This window comes from Streptomyces sp. NPDC086549, from assembly GCF_044746205.1.
GTDB lineage: Bacteria > Actinomycetota > Actinomycetes > Streptomycetales > Streptomycetaceae > Streptomyces.
Genome location: NZ_JBIVBS010000015.1, coordinates 177,965 through 194,105 on the forward strand (window position 1 = coordinate 177,965; position 16,141 = coordinate 194,105).

The 16,141-nt window shown below is 72.3% G+C and carries 12 protein-coding genes; 7 read left to right on the plus strand and 5 right to left on the minus strand.

The window, feature by feature from the left end; translation table 11 throughout:
• Positions 1-2: 2 nt before the first annotated feature.
• From ACIPSA_RS37515 to ACIPSA_RS37525, 3 genes are read left to right on the plus strand one after another with little or no spacing between them, the layout of a single operon-like run.
• On the plus strand, positions 3-680 hold the full coding sequence (locus tag ACIPSA_RS37515) for a hypothetical protein (RefSeq protein ID WP_402643074.1): 678 nt from the start codon (positions 3-5) through the stop codon (positions 678-680).
• Positions 681-706: 26 nt separating this feature from the next.
• Positions 707-3,484 (plus strand): NACHT domain-containing protein, encoded by a 2,778-nt coding sequence (locus ACIPSA_RS37520; protein ID WP_402643076.1) that lies wholly within the window; start codon positions 707-709, stop codon positions 3,482-3,484.
• Positions 3,485-3,512: 28 nt separating this feature from the next.
• Positions 3,513-4,316 carry a phytanoyl-CoA dioxygenase family protein gene (locus ACIPSA_RS37525; protein WP_402643079.1) on the plus strand — a complete coding sequence of 268 codons (804 nt, stop codon included), beginning with the start codon at positions 3,513-3,515 and terminating at the stop codon, positions 4,314-4,316.
• Between the two features lie 54 nt (positions 4,317-4,370).
• Here the strand turns inward: ACIPSA_RS37525 and ACIPSA_RS37530 are convergent, their stop codons facing one another.
• Complete coding sequence (locus ACIPSA_RS37530) at positions 4,371-5,030, minus strand: NADPH-dependent FMN reductase (RefSeq protein WP_402643081.1); 660 nt, start codon at positions 5,028-5,030, stop codon at positions 4,371-4,373.
• Positions 5,031-5,400: 370 nt separating this feature from the next.
• Between ACIPSA_RS37530 and ACIPSA_RS37535 the strand changes: the two genes are divergently transcribed.
• Positions 5,401-6,294, plus strand: coding sequence for a glycosyltransferase family 2 protein (locus ACIPSA_RS37535; protein ID WP_402643083.1), 894 nt, complete (start codon positions 5,401-5,403; stop codon positions 6,292-6,294).
• A 426-nt stretch (positions 6,295-6,720) separates the two neighbouring features.
• Entirely contained in the window at positions 6,721-10,119 is a 3,399-nt protein-coding gene (locus tag ACIPSA_RS37540; protein WP_402643085.1) for a BTAD domain-containing putative transcriptional regulator, read from the plus strand.
• Between the two features lie 66 nt (positions 10,120-10,185).
• Here ACIPSA_RS37540 and ACIPSA_RS37545 read toward each other — a convergent pair whose 3' ends face one another.
• The 3 genes from ACIPSA_RS37545 to ACIPSA_RS37555 form a co-directional block, all read right to left on the minus strand.
• Complete coding sequence (locus ACIPSA_RS37545; protein WP_402643087.1) at positions 10,186-11,871, minus strand: bifunctional 3'-5' exonuclease/DNA polymerase; 1,686 nt, start codon at positions 11,869-11,871, stop codon at positions 10,186-10,188.
• Between the two features lie 49 nt (positions 11,872-11,920).
• Positions 11,921-12,664 (minus strand): Clp protease N-terminal domain-containing protein, encoded by a 744-nt coding sequence (locus ACIPSA_RS37550; RefSeq protein WP_402643090.1) that lies wholly within the window; start codon positions 12,662-12,664, stop codon positions 11,921-11,923.
• Between the two features lie 96 nt (positions 12,665-12,760).
• Positions 12,761-13,285: an ArsR/SmtB family transcription factor gene (locus tag ACIPSA_RS37555; RefSeq protein WP_402643093.1), complete on the minus strand. Its 525-nt coding sequence runs from the start codon at positions 13,283-13,285 to the stop codon at positions 12,761-12,763.
• A gap of 57 nt (positions 13,286-13,342) precedes the next feature.
• On the opposite strand from ACIPSA_RS37555, the gene ACIPSA_RS37560 reads away from it, so the two are divergent.
• The gene (locus tag ACIPSA_RS37560; protein WP_402643095.1) at positions 13,343-14,314 is read left to right on the plus strand and encodes a S41 family peptidase; all 972 of its coding nucleotides are present in this window, start codon (positions 13,343-13,345) and stop codon (positions 14,312-14,314) included.
• A gap of 73 nt (positions 14,315-14,387) precedes the next feature.
• Positions 14,388-15,500 (plus strand): DUF2786 domain-containing protein, encoded by a 1,113-nt coding sequence (locus ACIPSA_RS37565; protein WP_402643098.1) that lies wholly within the window; start codon positions 14,388-14,390, stop codon positions 15,498-15,500.
• Positions 15,501-15,529: 29 nt separating this feature from the next.
• Here ACIPSA_RS37565 and ACIPSA_RS37570 read toward each other — a convergent pair whose 3' ends face one another.
• A complete protein-coding gene (locus ACIPSA_RS37570) occupies positions 15,530-16,051 on the minus strand; it encodes a DUF4232 domain-containing protein (RefSeq protein ID WP_402643101.1) in 522 nt (173 codons plus the stop codon).
• Positions 16,052-16,141: the final 90 nt, after the last annotated feature.

Genomic DNA, 16,141 nt, shown 5'->3' on the forward strand with positions numbered 1-16,141 from the left:
AGATGGCGGGACGGACCGCGGCTCGATGGCACGGACTCCTCCGCCGTTGTGGGCGGTCACTGGTCCGGCTGTGGAACTGGCCGGGACTGCGCCTGATCCTGCTGGCGCTGGTGGTCGGCCTGCTCGCCGCGCAGCTGTGGGGCGTCCAGTTGTTCAGGATCTGGCACTTGCGCGGTTCCCCGCAGTTCGGTGACCTCAGTGGATGGGCACAGAGCGTGGGTGCCTTCGGCGCCATCGTCGTGGCCCTGGCGCAGTCGCGCCGGGCACAGCTGGGCCGGCTCGAGGACATCCGCCGCCGGGAGGTCGACGAGCGCACCCAGGTCTACGGCTGGGTCTCCTTCCGGGAGGACGACCGGGGCCGGGGGCTGTGGGAGGCGTTTCTCAACAATCTGACCCGGGCGCCGATCGGCGTGTGGGTGCTCAACATCCTGGACGAGACGGGGAGACCGGTTGCCACGGTGGACGTGACCGACGCGCAGGCGCTTGCGCCGGGTCTGACCCGCTGTCCGACGGGGGTGCTTCCCGGAGCCATGGCGCGTCCGCTGTGCGAGCTCGAGTTCGCGGACTCGACCGGCGTCTGCTGGCGCCGCGACAGCACCGGCCGGCTGGCGGAGATAGCGGAGATCCGTCTCGGTGGTCAGCTCCTGGCGGTCAATCCGGGCATGCCGGCGGACGGGTGACGGCCGGGGAAAGGCGGAGGTCTGACGTGACGGGGGACAGCAGCGTCCTGGGGGCATCGAGGGAGGACTACTCCCTGCCGATGTCGCAGGAGATCCAGAGATACCTCGGTGAGGTCATGAACCAGACCGAGAACCTCATCTTCGGCAACCCTCTCGGCTTCGGCTTCGACCACCATCTGCAGCTGCGCGACATCTGGATGGAGCAGGACCTCACCGTGGTCGAGGAGGGCGACGCGCGGCGGGGCGCCTCACCGAGCGACCGGCGCCGGCTGGACGACCCGGAGAACCGCATGCCGGTGCGTGCCGCGCTGACCCGGAAGATGTTCGGCAAGTCCGTGGTGACCGCTCAGCCCGGCTACGGCAAGACGACCCTGTGCCGGTGTGTCGCCTATTTGCTGGCCTTGGAGGCCAGGGTCAACGCCCGTGGCTGGATCCCTGTGCTGCTGCCTGCCCACACCCTCAACCACAACGGCGTGTGGCGCCAGTCGGAGGAGCTCTTCCACCTGGCCGCCAACGTGCTGCCCGGCACCAAGCTCTGTGAGCAACTGCTGGAGGCGGAGGTCCGAGGAGACCTCTGGTTCTTCGTCGACGGCCTGGACGAGGTGGACGAGGGCCTGGTGCTCGACCTGCGGTCCCGGCTCACGTCGGGCATCCTGGCCTCGCCGAACCGCGTGACGCTCACCTGCCGTACCGCCGACTACGCCGCCGAACGCCCCCGGAGGAAGCTGGACCGGCTGCCCGTTCTGGAACTGGCCGGCTTCAACGAGGACAGTCTCGACGAGTACATCGAGAACTGGCACCTGCACGCCGGAAGCAGCCACCGAGGCTGGATCGACGACCGGCTCGCGGCCACGCGGGGCCTGCTGGACGCCCATGCGGAGCTGCGGGAACTCGCTGAGAGCCCGCTCCTGGCGGCTGTGCTCTGTGTGGTCGGGTCCCGCCCCGACCAGCAGACGCAGCCAGGCCGCGCCCGCCTGCTCAAGCAGGCCATCGACCACTTGCTGCTGCGCCCCGAGATGTGGCGGCACGCCAGCGAGCCCACGCGCCACAGCGAGCTGCTGGAACCCGAAGTCCTGTTGTCGATCGCGGGGCAGCTGGCGTACGTGATGTTCAGCGGCCAGGCTCCCGGGACCGGTCCCGGGAGCGGGAGCCGGACCATCTCCCGGTCGCAGCTGCGCGCATTCGTCACCGGGCAGATTCGCGAGCTCGGCCTGCTGGAGTCGACGGACCCCGAGGAGGAGGAGGCCGCGACGCTCGCCTACCTCGACCGGCTCGTCGGTCGCAGCGCTGCCGGTCTGCTCCGGGAGATCACGTCGGGACAGTACGACTTCCGGCACCGCAACTTCCAGGAGTACCTGGTGGCCAAGCACCTGACCGGTTACGTGAGCCATCGCGACCGGCTGGACCTGGCGCTGCAGCCCCGGTGGACCGAGGTGTTCCTGCTCACCGCCAGCATCGCCAAGATGGCGACCCGCGGGGGAGTGATCGACCAGCTGGCCCTCGTCCGTCGGCTCATCGAGGGCGCCAGCGTCACCGGACTCACGCCGGAGGAGGCCGAGCGCTACGCCGCCGGAGCCTGTCTCGGCGCGGAGATGCTGGCGGAACTGGGCAGGGACGTCGTGTCACGTTACGCCGCGCAGGCGTTCGTCGCCGCGCCGCCCGCGTCGGCAGACCCGGGCGATCTGGAGTTCACCGGCCTGTGGCCGTTCGCGGTGAGCACCCTCTTCGACGACATCGTCACAGACCCCAGGCTCGGCAGGGCCACCCGGCTGCGCGCCCTGTGCGTCGTCAGCAGGCTCGGTGATCCCCGCTTCCAGGACGCCCAGGGTGGCCGGCTGGGCGATCTCGGCAGCCTCGTGGCCGTTCCCGGCGGCACCGGATGGATGGGCACGCGTAGTCCGCTCGACATGGTCGCAGCCAAGCAGGTGCCGTCCAGCCCGCCGGCCCGGGTCCAGGTCCGGGCCTTCGAGATCGGCCGCCGACCGGTGACCAATCTGGAGTACGGCGACTTCATCGCGGACGGCGGATACGACGACCCGCGATGGTGGCGGGGGGACGAGGCGGCGCTCTGGCGGGCGGGCGACGAGGAGTTCATCCGCCAGCTCGTCGACCTGTGGGAGCAGCAGAAGACCCTCAACTTCAACAAGGAGTTCAGCGAGCCGGAGTTCGCCGTGTACGCACAGCGGTCCTCGCCGGTGGCACGCCGCACCATGGCCCGCAAGCTCCCGCTGTACTGGCGCGACTCCCGGTTCAACCTCCCCACCGCACCCGTCGTGGGTGTCAACCTCTGGGAGTGCCAGGCATATTGCGCCTGGCTGCAGCAACGCTGGCGTGACGAGGGGCGGCTGGGACCCGACGACGTGGTGACCCTTCCCACCGAGACCCAATGGGAGTGGGCGGCCGGCGGGTCCTGGAACGGGCGGCGCCGGGACTATCCGGCGGGGGACTGGCGGACCGGCGGGCGATGTCTCATCCGCGACTTCGGCGACCGGTCCGATCCCGTGATCGTGCACTTCGGCGCCATACCGGTCGGCTTCTTCGCCATGGGCAGCCATGACGATCTCCCGGAGGACATGATGGGCAACGTATGGGAGTGGGTCACGAGCCTCCCGCTGCCGTGGAACGACCCCCGTGACCGCGAGGAGCCCGGCGGCCTGCGGAAGCGCGGCGTCCGCGGCTCTTCCTGGTACAGCAGGGAGCCCGAGGCCACCCATGTGTCCTTCCGGCTCGACGATCCGCCCTGCAACGCGTACTGGGATCTCGGCTTCCGGGTCCTGGTCGGGCGCGGCACGGCAGGGGCCTGACGTGGCGCCCCGGCGAATACTGCGACGGGTGGCGACAGCGGCGGCCTGCTTCGCCCCGCTGACCGAGGTGGCCGGCTTCCTCCCGCGCAAGCTCGCCTACGGCCGACGTCTGCGCCGGCACGCCGTACAGTCGCCGCCGCACGAACTGCGGGACCACCTCGATGCCCTGCGCCGGGACGGCATCGTGATCATCCCTGACTTTCTGGGTGCCGACGTCCTGGAGCGGATGCGGGCGGCGTTGCCCGATCCGGCGGAGTTCCAGGAGTCGCCGGAGGGCGACAGGTCGTTGTTCTACCCCGACGCCCAGCTGGTGCCCGGCCTCGCCCCCTTCTTCGACAGCCCGACCGTGTCCATGGTCGCCAAGTCGTACATCTCCGCCCGCGCGATCCCGCTGCGCCGGACGGTCGGGCTGAAGGTCGTCCACGGCGACATCACCTGCTTCGAGGTGTTCCCCCACATCGACACCTGGAAGAAGCGCCTCAAGGCATTCCTCTACCTGGAGGACGTGACTGCGGACAACGGCCCGATGCGGTACCTGCGCGGCAGCCACCGAGGGGCGTGGCGGCTTCCCCTGGAGGCCCGTATCGCCGCCTGGTACCGCACCGACGACCGCGGCTTCGCCCTGCCCGAGTACTACTACCTCGGCTGCGTGTGGCCGCACGAAGCCGAGCGGTTGAGCGCGGCCTTCGGCTACGAGGACGTCGAATGCACCGGCACGGCGGGTACGTTGGTGATGTTCGACGGCCGGGGGCTGCACCGTGCCACGCCGCTCAGAAGCAGCCGCCGGGCCATCCTGACCAGTTACTGGGTGCATGACGGCGATCACACCTGATGCCGCGCCATGCGTCGCCCGGCGGCACGAGGGCGTCGACCACGCGTCCCGGCGTCAAGCCTCGGCCCGTTGGGTGATGGCTGCCTCGGTGCGGTCTCCCAGGAACTCGTACCACCGGCGTTCCAGGCAGACGTAGCGCACGTCCGCTTCGACGAGGCTGAGGAAACCCGACACGGTCTCGCTGAGACGCTGCTGCAGCCCCGGGTCGGCCAGCGTCCCGTCCTCGGCGAAGGACTGGTAGCTGTTGGCCAGGCTGAACATGTCCGGGTAGACGCGGGTGCCCAGGTGTTCCAGGGGAATCCTCAGGGCCCACAGCCCGCGGTTGCCGCCGACGAGGGACGGCGAGGCGGAGACGAGCATCGCGTGCTTGGTCTTGAACGGCTGCGGCCGGACACGGGAGACCCAGTCGATCGCGTTCTTCAGCACTCCCGGCACGGAGGCGTTGTACTCCGGCGAGGAGATGACGAAAGCGTCGCTCTGTTCGAGTCGGTCACGCAGGGCGAGGGCGCCGGGCGGCAGGCCTTCGGCGTCCTCCATGTCGCCGTCGTACAAGGGCATGTCGAAGTCGTGCATGCCGGCGAGGTCGACGGTGGCACCGGTGTCGGAGATGAGCCGGGCCACGAGGGTGGCGAGGCGGGCGTTGGCCGAATCGGTCCGCAGCGCCGCGCCGAAGACCAGGACCCGCAGCGGGCTCGGAGGCGTGTCCGTGGGCATGGATCCGTCCTTCCGTTTCGGGCGTGCGCCTCCAGCGGGCGCCCCACTGACCAGTGTGGTTCCGAGAGGGCCGCCGCGCGACCGACAGCTTGGGGCCCGCCGGGTGCCGGGGAGCATCGACCCGCTCCTCGCCCTCCCGCCCCTGCCGTACGTCGGCCTCCCCCGAGCAGCCTCCCCCGAGCACGGCCCTCGTCCTGTGTAGGCCTCGGTTCCGCCGAAGTTTGTGCGGCGCAGGGAAAACCGCCGTAAAAAGGGCGCAAACCAAACCGGCGCCAGGACAACTACCGCCCTTGAGGCAACATCTTGGTGAACGGCGAGCACCGCGCGGTCGGGACGCGGATGCCGCCGTACGCCGGATGGGGTGAGGGACGTGGTGGAGCCGAGAATCGCCGTCGCTGTGGTGACCATGGGGAACCGGCCCGCCGAAGTCGACGCCCTGCTGGAGTCCGTGGCCAAACAGGACGTGGCCCCGGCCCGGATCGTGATCGTCGGCAACGGGTGCCGGCTGCCCGAGTTCGCGCGGCGGCTGTCGCTTCCGGGTGAGGTGACGACCATCGACGTCGACGAGAACCTCGGCTGTCCGGGCGGGCGCAACGTCGGCCTCGCCCGGCTCCGGGAGTTCGGTGACGTCGACGTCGTCGTCGAGCTGGACGACGACGGGCTGCTGGTCGACCCTGATGTGCTGCGCCGTGTGCGGGATCTGTACGCCGCAGATCCGCGCCTGGGCATCGTCGGCTTCCGTATTGCCGACGAGAACGGAGAGACCCAGCAGCGGCACGTGCCCCGGGTCGGCTCCTCCGACCCGATGCGGGGCGGATATGTGACCGGGTTCCTCGGCGGCGGGCACGCACTGAGCATGGCCATGCTGGCGGAGACCGGGGACTGGCCCGCCGAGTTCTTCTTCGCGCACGAGGAGACGGACCTGGCCTGGCGGGCCGCCGACGCCGGATGGAAGATCCTCTACGCGCCCGAGCTGCTCCTCCAGCACCCCAGGACCTCGCCCGCCCGGCACGCCATCTACTACCGGGTGACCGCCCGCAACCGGGTCTGGCTGGTCCGGCGCCGGCTGCCCCTGCCGCTGATCCCGGTCCACCTCGGGGTCTGGACGCTGCTCACCCTCGTACGCACCCGCTCGGTGGGCGGACTGCGGGCCTGGTTCGGCGGGTTCGTGGAAGGGATGCGGGTGCCGGGCGGCGAGCGTCGGCCCATGCGCTGGCGGACGGTGTGGCGGCTGACCCGGCTGGGGCGCCCGCCGGTCATCTGACGCCGCTGACGGAAGGACGGGGCAAGGGCCCCGGTCGAAGAAGGAGGGGACGAGGGCCCCGGTCGTTCACCTCCGCCGACCGGGGCCCTCTTGCGTCCCCGGATCCAGCCTGCGGCGACACTCCCCCGAGTTACGCGTCACGCGCGCGCCGTCGGGCCAGATCCGATGAAGTGATCACATCAGGCTGCGCCAACGGATCGCTAACATGTGGCCAACGGTTCTTCCGCAGGTCGCGAACGGGTTGGCGTGAAGTCGACGCAGAGCGACGGGAGTAGCCGGAACCGTAGCGGATTCCGGCTCGGACCGGCAGTGAGAAGGTGGCGGGAAACCGTCGTGGACAGGGCGGAAATCCGCCACGGACGGCGGGCGTGCCCGTCGCGGAGCACGGTCGCGCGGGACCGCGCGGGAAGACAGTGGAGCGGCGTGATGCGGCGGTGCGAGCTGCGGTTCGGCCTGCTGGGACCACCCGTTCTGTATGACCGAGTGTCGTACGGTATTTCGTACGACGGTGGGTACGGCCCTGCTGAGGGCATTGATCGCGCGGTCCGGACGATCGGCAGTCCCAAGGCGCGTGCCCTGCTCGCCGCGCTGCTGCTGGAGGCCGGTCGTGTCGTCTCGGTCGAGTCGCTCAAGGACGCGCTGTGGGGCGGTGCGCCGCCGGCGTCCGCGCAGGCCTCGCTGCACAACCACGTCACCCGACTGCGCCGGCTCCTCGACGAACCGGAGCGGCTGCGGGCCGTACCGCCGGGGTACCTGCTGCGGGTCGACGAGGGCGAGTTGGACGTCCACGTCTTCGACGCCCGGGTCGCCGAGGCGCGGTCCGGGCACGTCCGCCGGGACTGGGAAGGGGTGCTGCGCGCCTGCGCGGCGGCGCTCACGCTGTGGCGCGGCACACCGCTGAGCGGGCTCTCCGCGGAACTCGGCGGATACGCCTTCGTGCAGCGCCTGGAGGAGGCGCGGCTGCTGCTCATCGAGTGGCGGTACGACGCCGAACTCGCCCTCGGCGGGACACGACTCGCCGGTCTGGTACCGGAATTGACGGCACTGGTCGCCGACCATCCGCTGCGCGAGGCGTACCACCGCCAGCTGATGCTCGCCCTGCACCGCACCGGCCGCCAGGCCGAGGCCCTCGCTGTCCACCGCGACCTGCGCACCCGTCTGGTCGAGGAACTCGGCATCGAGCCCGGCCCGGCCGTCCGGGAGGCCCATGTCGAGGTGCTCCGGGGGTTCTCGGGCCCGGCCGACAGGGGAGCGAGAACGGGAGAGCCGTCGCACGGCGGCCGTCCGGATGCCGCTCTCCGCCCGGATGTCGTAGCCGTCGAGGTCGATGCCACCCAGGTGTCACCCGCGGCCGCCGACGGTGAGGGCGCCCCGCAGGGAGCATCTCGGCCAGGCGTATCCGACGACGAGACCCGCGACCAGACCCGCGACCAGACTCGCGACGAGACCGACGACGAGAGCCGCACGGACGGCGTGGATGGGAGCCCGGCCCCGGCCGAAGGCCGGGCGGCGCCCGCCGACAGGCGACCCGCGCCCGCTCAACTGCCCCCGCCACCGGCGCATTTCACCGGTCGCGGTGCCGAACTGCACGAACTGCGCCACACCCTCGTCGATCCGCGCACCCCCGCTGTCGCCGTCATCACCGTCATCACCGGCATGGCCGGCGTGGGCAAGAGCGCCCTCGCGCTGCACGCGGCGCATGAGCTGAGGGAACGCTTCCCGGACGGCCAGCTGTACGTCAACCTGCACGGCGCGACCCCCGGTGTGTCCCCGCTCGCCCCCGCCCAGGCGCTCACCGCGCTGCTCCGTGACCTCGGCGCGGAGCCCCGCAGCATCCCCGAACACCCGGACGCGGCCGCCGCGTTGCTCCGTTCCATGCTCGCGCCGACCCGCACGCTGATGGTGCTGGACGACGCCGCGAACGCCGCACAGGTGCGGCCGCTGCTGCCGGCCGGCGCCGGATGCGCGGTGATCGTCACCAGCCGTTCGCCGCTGACCGCCCTCGACGGCGCCCGCCGCTTCCCGCTGGGGCCCCTGACCGGCGAGGACAGCGCGGCGCTGCTGCGCGCGGTGAGCGGGCGCGACGGGCTCGACGCCGGGCACCCCCTCGTCGACCTCACCGGCCGCCTGCCGCTCGCCCTGCGGGTGGTCGCCGCCCGGCTCGCCGCCCGCAGAGCCCTCACCCCGGACGTGCTGGCCGGGCAACTGGCTGCCACGGAAGGGCGGTTGCACCACCTGGAGTACGACGACCTGAGCGTCCGCAGATCCCTGGCCGTCGCCCACGACGCGCTCGCCGCCGCCGAGCGCGAGGCCGACCGGGACGCGGCCCTCGCCCTGCGCCGCATCGGGGCGCTCGACCTCCCGGCGTACGGCGCGCCGCTGCTCGCCCGCCTCACCGGCACGGACGAGCGCCGTGCCGAGGCCGCCCTGGACCGCCTGGTGGACGTGGCCCTCCTGGAGGAGACGGCGTACGGCCGCTACGCACCGCACGACCTGGTCCGCGACTTCGCCCGCGAACTGGCGAGGGCCGAAGCCACCGACGCCGCCGACGGCACCGGTGCGGCGGGCGGCACCGACCTGGCCCACGGCACCGACCCGGCCCACGGCACCGGAACGGCCCACGGCACCGGAGCGACGGGCGGCACCGGCGCTGCCGTCGCCGCCCTGCGCTGGTACGCCGCCGTCGCCGAGCACGTCCTGACCGTGGCCGTCGAACCCGGTCTCGACCAGGAGGACCGCCGCCGCCCGACCGCCTCGCAGCCGCCCGAGCACGCGGCGGACGTGGCGGCCGTACTGCCCTTCGACTCCTCCGAACACGCCTTCGCCTGGGCCGATGTGGAGCTGGAGAACATCGTCGCCCTGGCGGAGCGGTGCACGGACATCGGCCCGGACGCGCACCGGGCCGAACCGACGGCAGCCCGCGCGTCCGGCGACCGCGAGGCCGCCTACCTCTCCACTCTCGTCCGCCTCCTCTTCCCGTACGTCAAGCGCAGCGGCCGCGTCGCCGAGATGGAGGTGCTCGGACAGGCCGCCCTCGGCGCGGCGCGGCGGCTCGGGGACGAGGCCGCCGAGGCGTACGCGCTGGGCGACCTCGCCGGGCTGCACTTCCTGACCGGCCAGCAGAAGGACGCCCTGTGCCTCAACGACCAGGCCCTGGAGATCTGGCAACGGCTCGACGTGGTCTCCTGGATCCGCCGCTGCCTCAACAACCGGGGGCTGCTGCTGGAGGGGCTCGGACGGTACACCGAGTCCGGGGAAGCGCTGCGGCAGAGCCTGGAGTACTCGCGGCAGCTGAACGACCCTTACGGCGAGGCCGTCACCTACAGCCACCTGGGGAATCTGTACGAGCACACCGACCCCCGGGCCGCCATCGAGCAGCACCGGCGCTCGCTGGCGATCGGGGACGCGATCGGCGCCGTCATCGTGCAGCACTCAGCGCACTGCAACATCGGCTATGCCCACCTCACCCTCGGCGAACCGGCGGCCGCCGCCGTGCACTTCGAGGAGAGCCTGCGCATCCTCGGCGGCCACGGCGACTGGCACGGCGAGTCCCAGACCCGGCTCGGCCTGGTCCGCGCGCTGCGTCGGCTGGGCCGCGACGAACGCGCCGGGCGCGAGTGCGCGGAACTGCTCCGCCGGGCGGACGACCGCGCCGACCGATATACGGGCGGTCTCGCCCGCCACCAGTACGGGCTCCTGCTGCGCGGGCGGGGGCGCGTCGAGGAGGCGTACGAGGAGTGGCGCGCCGCCCTCACCGCTCTGGACGGGACGGACGAGAAGGCGGTCGTGGCGGAACTGCGCGAGCTGCTCGGCGAAAGCTGCTGACCGCCGGTCATCTCCTCGCCGGCCTCACTGGCCTGGTCGGCCCGGCCGGTCTCGCCGGCTGCGGAGTCACTTGGCGTCCGCATAGCACTCCACCACCGCCGTAGTGAACGGGAACCGGACCGGTGTCTCCCCAAAGGTCAGCCGTCCCGCCAGGTCGCCCGCCTCCCGGATCGCCGCCACGACGGCCTCGGCCTCCTCCTCGGGGCAGTGCACGATCACCTCGTCGTGCTGGAAGAAGACCAGCTCGGCCGCCATGTCCGCGCAGGTCCGGCGCAGCGCGGCGAGCAGCAGCAGGGCCCAGTCGGCGGCGCTGCCCTGGACGACGAAGTTGCGGGCGAAGCGGCCGCGGGCGCGGGCGTTGGTGGAGGCGTAGCCGGGAACCCACTGCTGTCCCTCGGACTCGTCGTCCCCGACGGGGATGCCCGCCTCCTCCTCCGCGTCCTCGCCCGCCCCCGCCGCGGGCGGACAGGTCCGCCCCAGCCAGGTTCTGACGAGCCGCCCCTCCTCACCGGCCCGAGCGGCCTCGTCGACGTACGCCACCGCCTTGGGGAAGCGGCGCCGGAGCGCAGCGAGGTTCTTCAGGCCGTCGCCGGAGGTCTGGCCGTAGACCGCGCCGAGCACGGCGAGCTTGGCCTGGTCGCGGTCGCCGGAGAAGGCGCGGTCGGAGACGGACTGGTACAGGTCGGCCTCGCGGCCGGCCACCTCCATCAGCCCGGGATCGCGGGAGATCGCGGCCAGGACCCGCGGTTCCATCTGGTCGGCGTCGGCCACCACCAGCCGCCAGCCCGGGTCGGCGACCACGGCCCGCCGTATCACCTTGGGGATCTGCAGCGCGCCTCCGCCGTTGGTCACCCAGCGCCCGGTGACCGTCCCGCCCGCGAGGAACTCCGGCCGGAACCGCCCTTCCCGCACCCAGTCCTGCAGCCAGGACCAGCCGTGCGCGACCCAGATCCGGTACAGCTTCTTGTACTCGAGCAGCGGCTTCACGGCCGGATGGTCGACGGAGGCGATCTCCCAGCGGCGCGTGGACTTCACCTTGATCCCGGCCTGTGCGAAGGCCTTGACCACGTCGGCGGGCAGATCGGGCCGCACCCGGCGGCCGAACGCGGCCGACACCTCGTCCGCGAGTTCGGCCAGCCGGCGGGGCTCTCCGCCGCCCGTGTACCGCTCGCCGAGCAGTTCGCGCAGCAGCTCGCGGTGGACGTCCGCGCTCCAGGGCAGGCCCGCGCGGTTCATCTCGGCGGCCACCAGCATCCCCGCCGACTCGGCGGCGGTCAGCAGCCGCATCCGGTCGGGATGGGCGGTCGCGTCGTGCCGCCGCTGCTGGTCGGCGTAGACCGCGAGGAGGTCGGTGAGCGGCAGGCGGGAGCCCTGCGGCTCGAACAACGGAGACTGCGCGCCCGGTTCGGCGGCGCGCAGCGGTGGATCAGGCGGTACGGGGCCGCCGCGCAGCCGGGCCAGGGCGGCGGCCGCCGAGCGTGGCTCGCCGTACCGCCCTTCGTGGCCCAGCAGGAGTGTCTCGGCGTCCTCGATGTCGTAGCACCGCTCCACTCGCACCCCCGTGGCGAGCAGACGCGGATAGACCTCGGGGGTCGACCGCCACACCCAGCGCGTCACCTCCGGTCGGCTCCGCACCGCCTCGGCGAGATCCTTCTCCCGCCGCACCGGACCGACGGGCAACCCGTCCGGACCGAGGGCGGCGAGCTCTGCGCCACCGTCCTCGGCCGGGGCGAGAGCCCAGCGGTCGGTCATGGTCGCGAGTGTGGCAGGTGGCACTGACAATCGGCCGTGACCTGCGGTTTCAGTCCTCCGACTGCTCCTGTTCCCGCGTCTGCGCCAGCTGGGACAGCACCTTGGCGACGAATTGCTCGGTCTTCTGCTTGCTGACGCCGAGGCCGCTGAGGACGCCCTCGCCGTGCTCGTACTCCAGCAGTGCCAGCAGGAGGTGCTCGGTGCCGATGTAGTTGTGGCCGAGGCGGAGGGCCTCGCGGAAGGTGAGTTCCAGGGGCTTCTTGGCGGCGGCGCCGTACGGGATCAGCTCGGGCACGTCCTCCGACGCCGGCGGCAGCGCGGCGGTGGCCGCCCGGCGGACGGCGTCGAAGGAGACACCCTGCTCGTCGAGCGCCTTCGCGGCGAGGCTCTCGGGCTCGGCGAGCAGGCCCAGGACGAGGTGCTCGGGCAGGACCTCGGCGTTCCGCGCGGCCTTGGCCTCGTTGTGTGCGGCCATGACCACGTGCTGGGCGCGCGCGGTGTAGCGGCTGAAGCCCTGGGCGGGGTCGAGGTCGGTCGACTCCTTCGGCACGAACCGCTTCTGCGCCGCCTGCCGGGTGACGCCCATGCTCTTGCCGATGTCCGTCCAGGACGCGCCCGAACGCCGTGCCTGGTCGACGAAGTGGCCGATCAGGTGGTCGGCGACGTCGTCCAGGTGGTCGGCGGCGATCACCGCGTCCTGGAGCTGGTCGAGGGGTTCGGTGTGGACCTTCTTGATGGCCTCGATGAGGTCGTCGAGACGTACGGATGCCTTGCCGAGAGGGTTCGTCGTCATGTGTCAACCGTAGGTTGACAGTCCAGCAGTGTCAACCCGGAGTTGACATGCCGTGTAGTCGCCAGGGCTTCGGGTCGGCGGTCACGCCCCGGGTTGCTACGCCTCCGGGTGCTCGTACATCACCGCCAGCACCCCGTGCACCCGTTCGTCGCCCGCGTCCTCCTCCATCTCGTCGATCAACTCGGCCAGCGTGTCCCGCAACCGCTGTGCCCGCTCGGGGGACAGGCGTAGATGCCGGAGGGTGAGCAGCGGGTCCCCGGGGGCGCGGTCCAGTTCCTGGGCGACCGCGCCGAGCAGCGCCGCCGTGCCCGCCGCCTGCGGCTCGGCGACCCGAAGGCGCCGTCCGACCCGCCGGTAGTACTGCTCGGTCCCGCCACGCACCCGGCGTGTCTCCACGATCCGTACGAGCCCCGCTTCGCGCAGCACCTTCAGGTGGTGACCCACGCTGCCCTTGGCCACCCCGAGCCGCACCGCCAGCTGGCTGATGGTGGCGGCCTGGTGGGTCAGGGCGAAGAGCAGCCGCTGCCGCAGGGGGTGGGCGAGTGCGGCGAACTGGCCGGGTGCGGAGATCTCCAGTACGTCCTCGACGCCGGTGTCGTGCTCCGGCTCGTGCTCGGTCATGCATCAAGCGTCTAATTCTCTTGACGCTTTTGCAAGTCCGGTGCTCTACTCCCCGCCATGACCACTCTGACGCCCGGCACGCCCGACGCCCCGGTCCCTGTCCCCCACGTCCCCGACGTCCCCGCTTCCGTCGTCCCCGTCGTCCCTGTCGACGACATCGCCGCCGTCGTCGAGGAGACCGCCCGCCTCGTCGCCGAGCACTACGTCTTCCCGGAGGTCGCCGACCGACTCGCCGCGCTGCTGCGCCGCCGCCTGGCGGAGGGGGCGTACGACGTCGACGGCGCCGAGGAGCTCGGCGTCCGGGTCACCACGGACCTCCAGTCGGACAACGGCGATCTGCATCTGCGCCTCAAGTACCACCCCGAGCCGGTCCCCCAGGAGCAGGGCGAGGCCACGCTGGCCGCCATGCGCCGCCGTTTCGACGCCTCGCTGGGCGGTGCCCCGCGCGTGGAGCTGCTGACCGGTGGGGCCGCACTCCTCGAACTGGCCCCCGCGCTCTTCCCCCTCGCCTGGGCCGCCGAACCGCTGTCGGCCGCGCTCACCCTGGTCGCGCGCGCGGACGCGCTGATCCTGGACCTCAGGGCGAACGGCGGCGGCGACCCGGCGACGGTGGCCTTCGTCTGCAGCTACCTGCTCGACGAGCCCACCCATCTGAACACCCAGTACGCGCGCGTGGGGGAGCGCTACGACCAGTCCTGGAGCCTGCCGTACGTCCCGGGTGCCCGGTTCGGCGGGACCAAGCCGGTGTACGTGCTCACCAGCGGCCGCACCTTCTCCGGCGCCGAGGAACTGGCCTACAACCTCCAGCAGTTGGGCCGTGCGGTGATCGTGGGGGAGACGACCAGGGGTGGGGCGCACCCCTGTGAGGGCTGGACCGTCCACCCGCACCTGGAGGCCACCGTCCCGGTCGGCCGCTCGATCAACCCGGTGTCCGGCACCAACTGGGAGGGCACGGGCGTGCGCCCGGACATCCCGTGCGCGGCCGCGGACGCCCTCGACCGGGCCCTGCTGGAGCTGGCGGGATCCTGACAGGGCTCCGGAGTTGTCCACAGGCTGTGGACGACCGTCGTCCGCTGTCGGCGGCACGTGGCACGATCGACGGGTGAGCAGCACGACCAGCACCGTCGAGCGAGCCTTCCGGGCCGCCCTCTACGACGACACCGATTCCGGCCTCGACACGGGGGCGTCCCTCCTCGCGGCCGACCCCGCCGCGGACACCGAACTCGCGCGGCGGGGCCAGGAGTTCATGGCGGGGGCCTGGCGGCGCGGCTGGCAGCCCGCCGACGTCGTACGGCTCGTGCGGCGCGAGCTGGACGACGTGCACGTACACCTGGCGGCGGAGCTGATCCGGGCACAGGCGCCGCACGACCGCCCGCGCGGCCCCCGCTGGACCGCCCAGCTGGACGCCCTCCCGGCCCCGGCCGGTCCCGCGCGCGGGGGTGACCGGTTCTCGCGCGCGACCGCCGTCCTGCAGCTGTACCGCCTGCTGCTGCGCCTGCCCGCCCTGGAGCCCCTGGAGGAGCCGCGCCAGGAGCACCGGCCCGCCGCCTCCCGCATGCTCACCCGTATCCGCGCGCTGCTCGCCAAGGCGGAGGCGACCGGGTATCCCGAGGAGGCGGAGGCGCTGAGCGCCAAGGCGCAGGAGCTGATGGCCCGGCACAGCATCGACGAGGCGCTGCTCGCGGCGGACGTGCCCGCGGGGGACGCGCCCGGCGCCTGCCGGATCGGTGTCGAGCCGCCGTACGAGCAGGCCAAGGCGGTGCTGCTGGACGCCGTCGCCACCGCCAACCACTGCCGTGCCGTGTGGAACGAGCCCCTCGGCTTTTCCACGGTCGTCGGCTTCGAACCCGACCTGGAGGTGGTCGAACTCCTCTACACCTCGCTGCTGGTGCAGGCCACGCACGCGATGACGAAGGCCGAGGCGGCCCAGCGAGCGGGTGGACGCAAGCGGACCAAGACCTTCAGGCAGTCGTTCCTGGCGGCCTATGCCCACCGCGTCGGCGACCGCCTCGCGGCCGTCGCGGGAACCCAGGTCACCCAGGACCTGCTCCCGGTCCTGGCCACCCGCGAGACAGCCGTCACCCACCGCATGGAGCGCCTCTTCCCGGAGACCACCACGACCCGTCTGCGCGGAGTGAGCGACGCGGCCGGCTGGACGGAGGGGGCCCGGGCGGCGGACCGCGCGCAGGTCAAGGCCCGCCCGCGGCTCGGCTGACCCCCGTCCGTCCGCCGCTGGGGCCCGGATCAGTCACCGGCCTGCTGGAAGGCGCTCACGGAGGCGTCCGGGGCGCCCGCGCTTCCCTTCCCCGCGACGGGGCCGTACGACCAGGGGAAGCTCTGGCTGGTGCCGGAGCCGGGCAGGCTGATCTTCACCGTCTTGGCCTCCAGGCCGGTCTTGTCACCGGCCTTGCCGCGCACGTAACTGATGGTGAAGGACGCGGAGTCGCCCTTGGCAAGCTTCAGCTTCTGCGCCTTCGCGCCCTTCAGCGCGGGGACCGTGGCCGAGGTACTGCCCGCGTGCAGCTCGACGCCGGCGAAGCCGTCCAGGGTGCACGCGGCGCTCTGGTTGGTGATGCTGACCGGCACCTCGCCCGTGTCACCGGCCGCCGGGGCCACGCTCGCCGTCCCGATCTGCACGGAGACTTTGCCGATCCTGCATGCCGAGCTGTTCGTGCCCGTGCCCTTGTCGCTGCCGCCGCCGTCGTCGCAGGCGGTCAGGACGAGGGCGGCGGCGACCGCGGTGACGGTGAGCGTAATGGCGCGCATGAGTGAGTCCCTGTCGAGGTCGTGACGGTGCCCCAGCATCATGGCGCCTGGACCTGAGAACGGGTCGCGCGCCCCTCCGCTCGGCGGCGG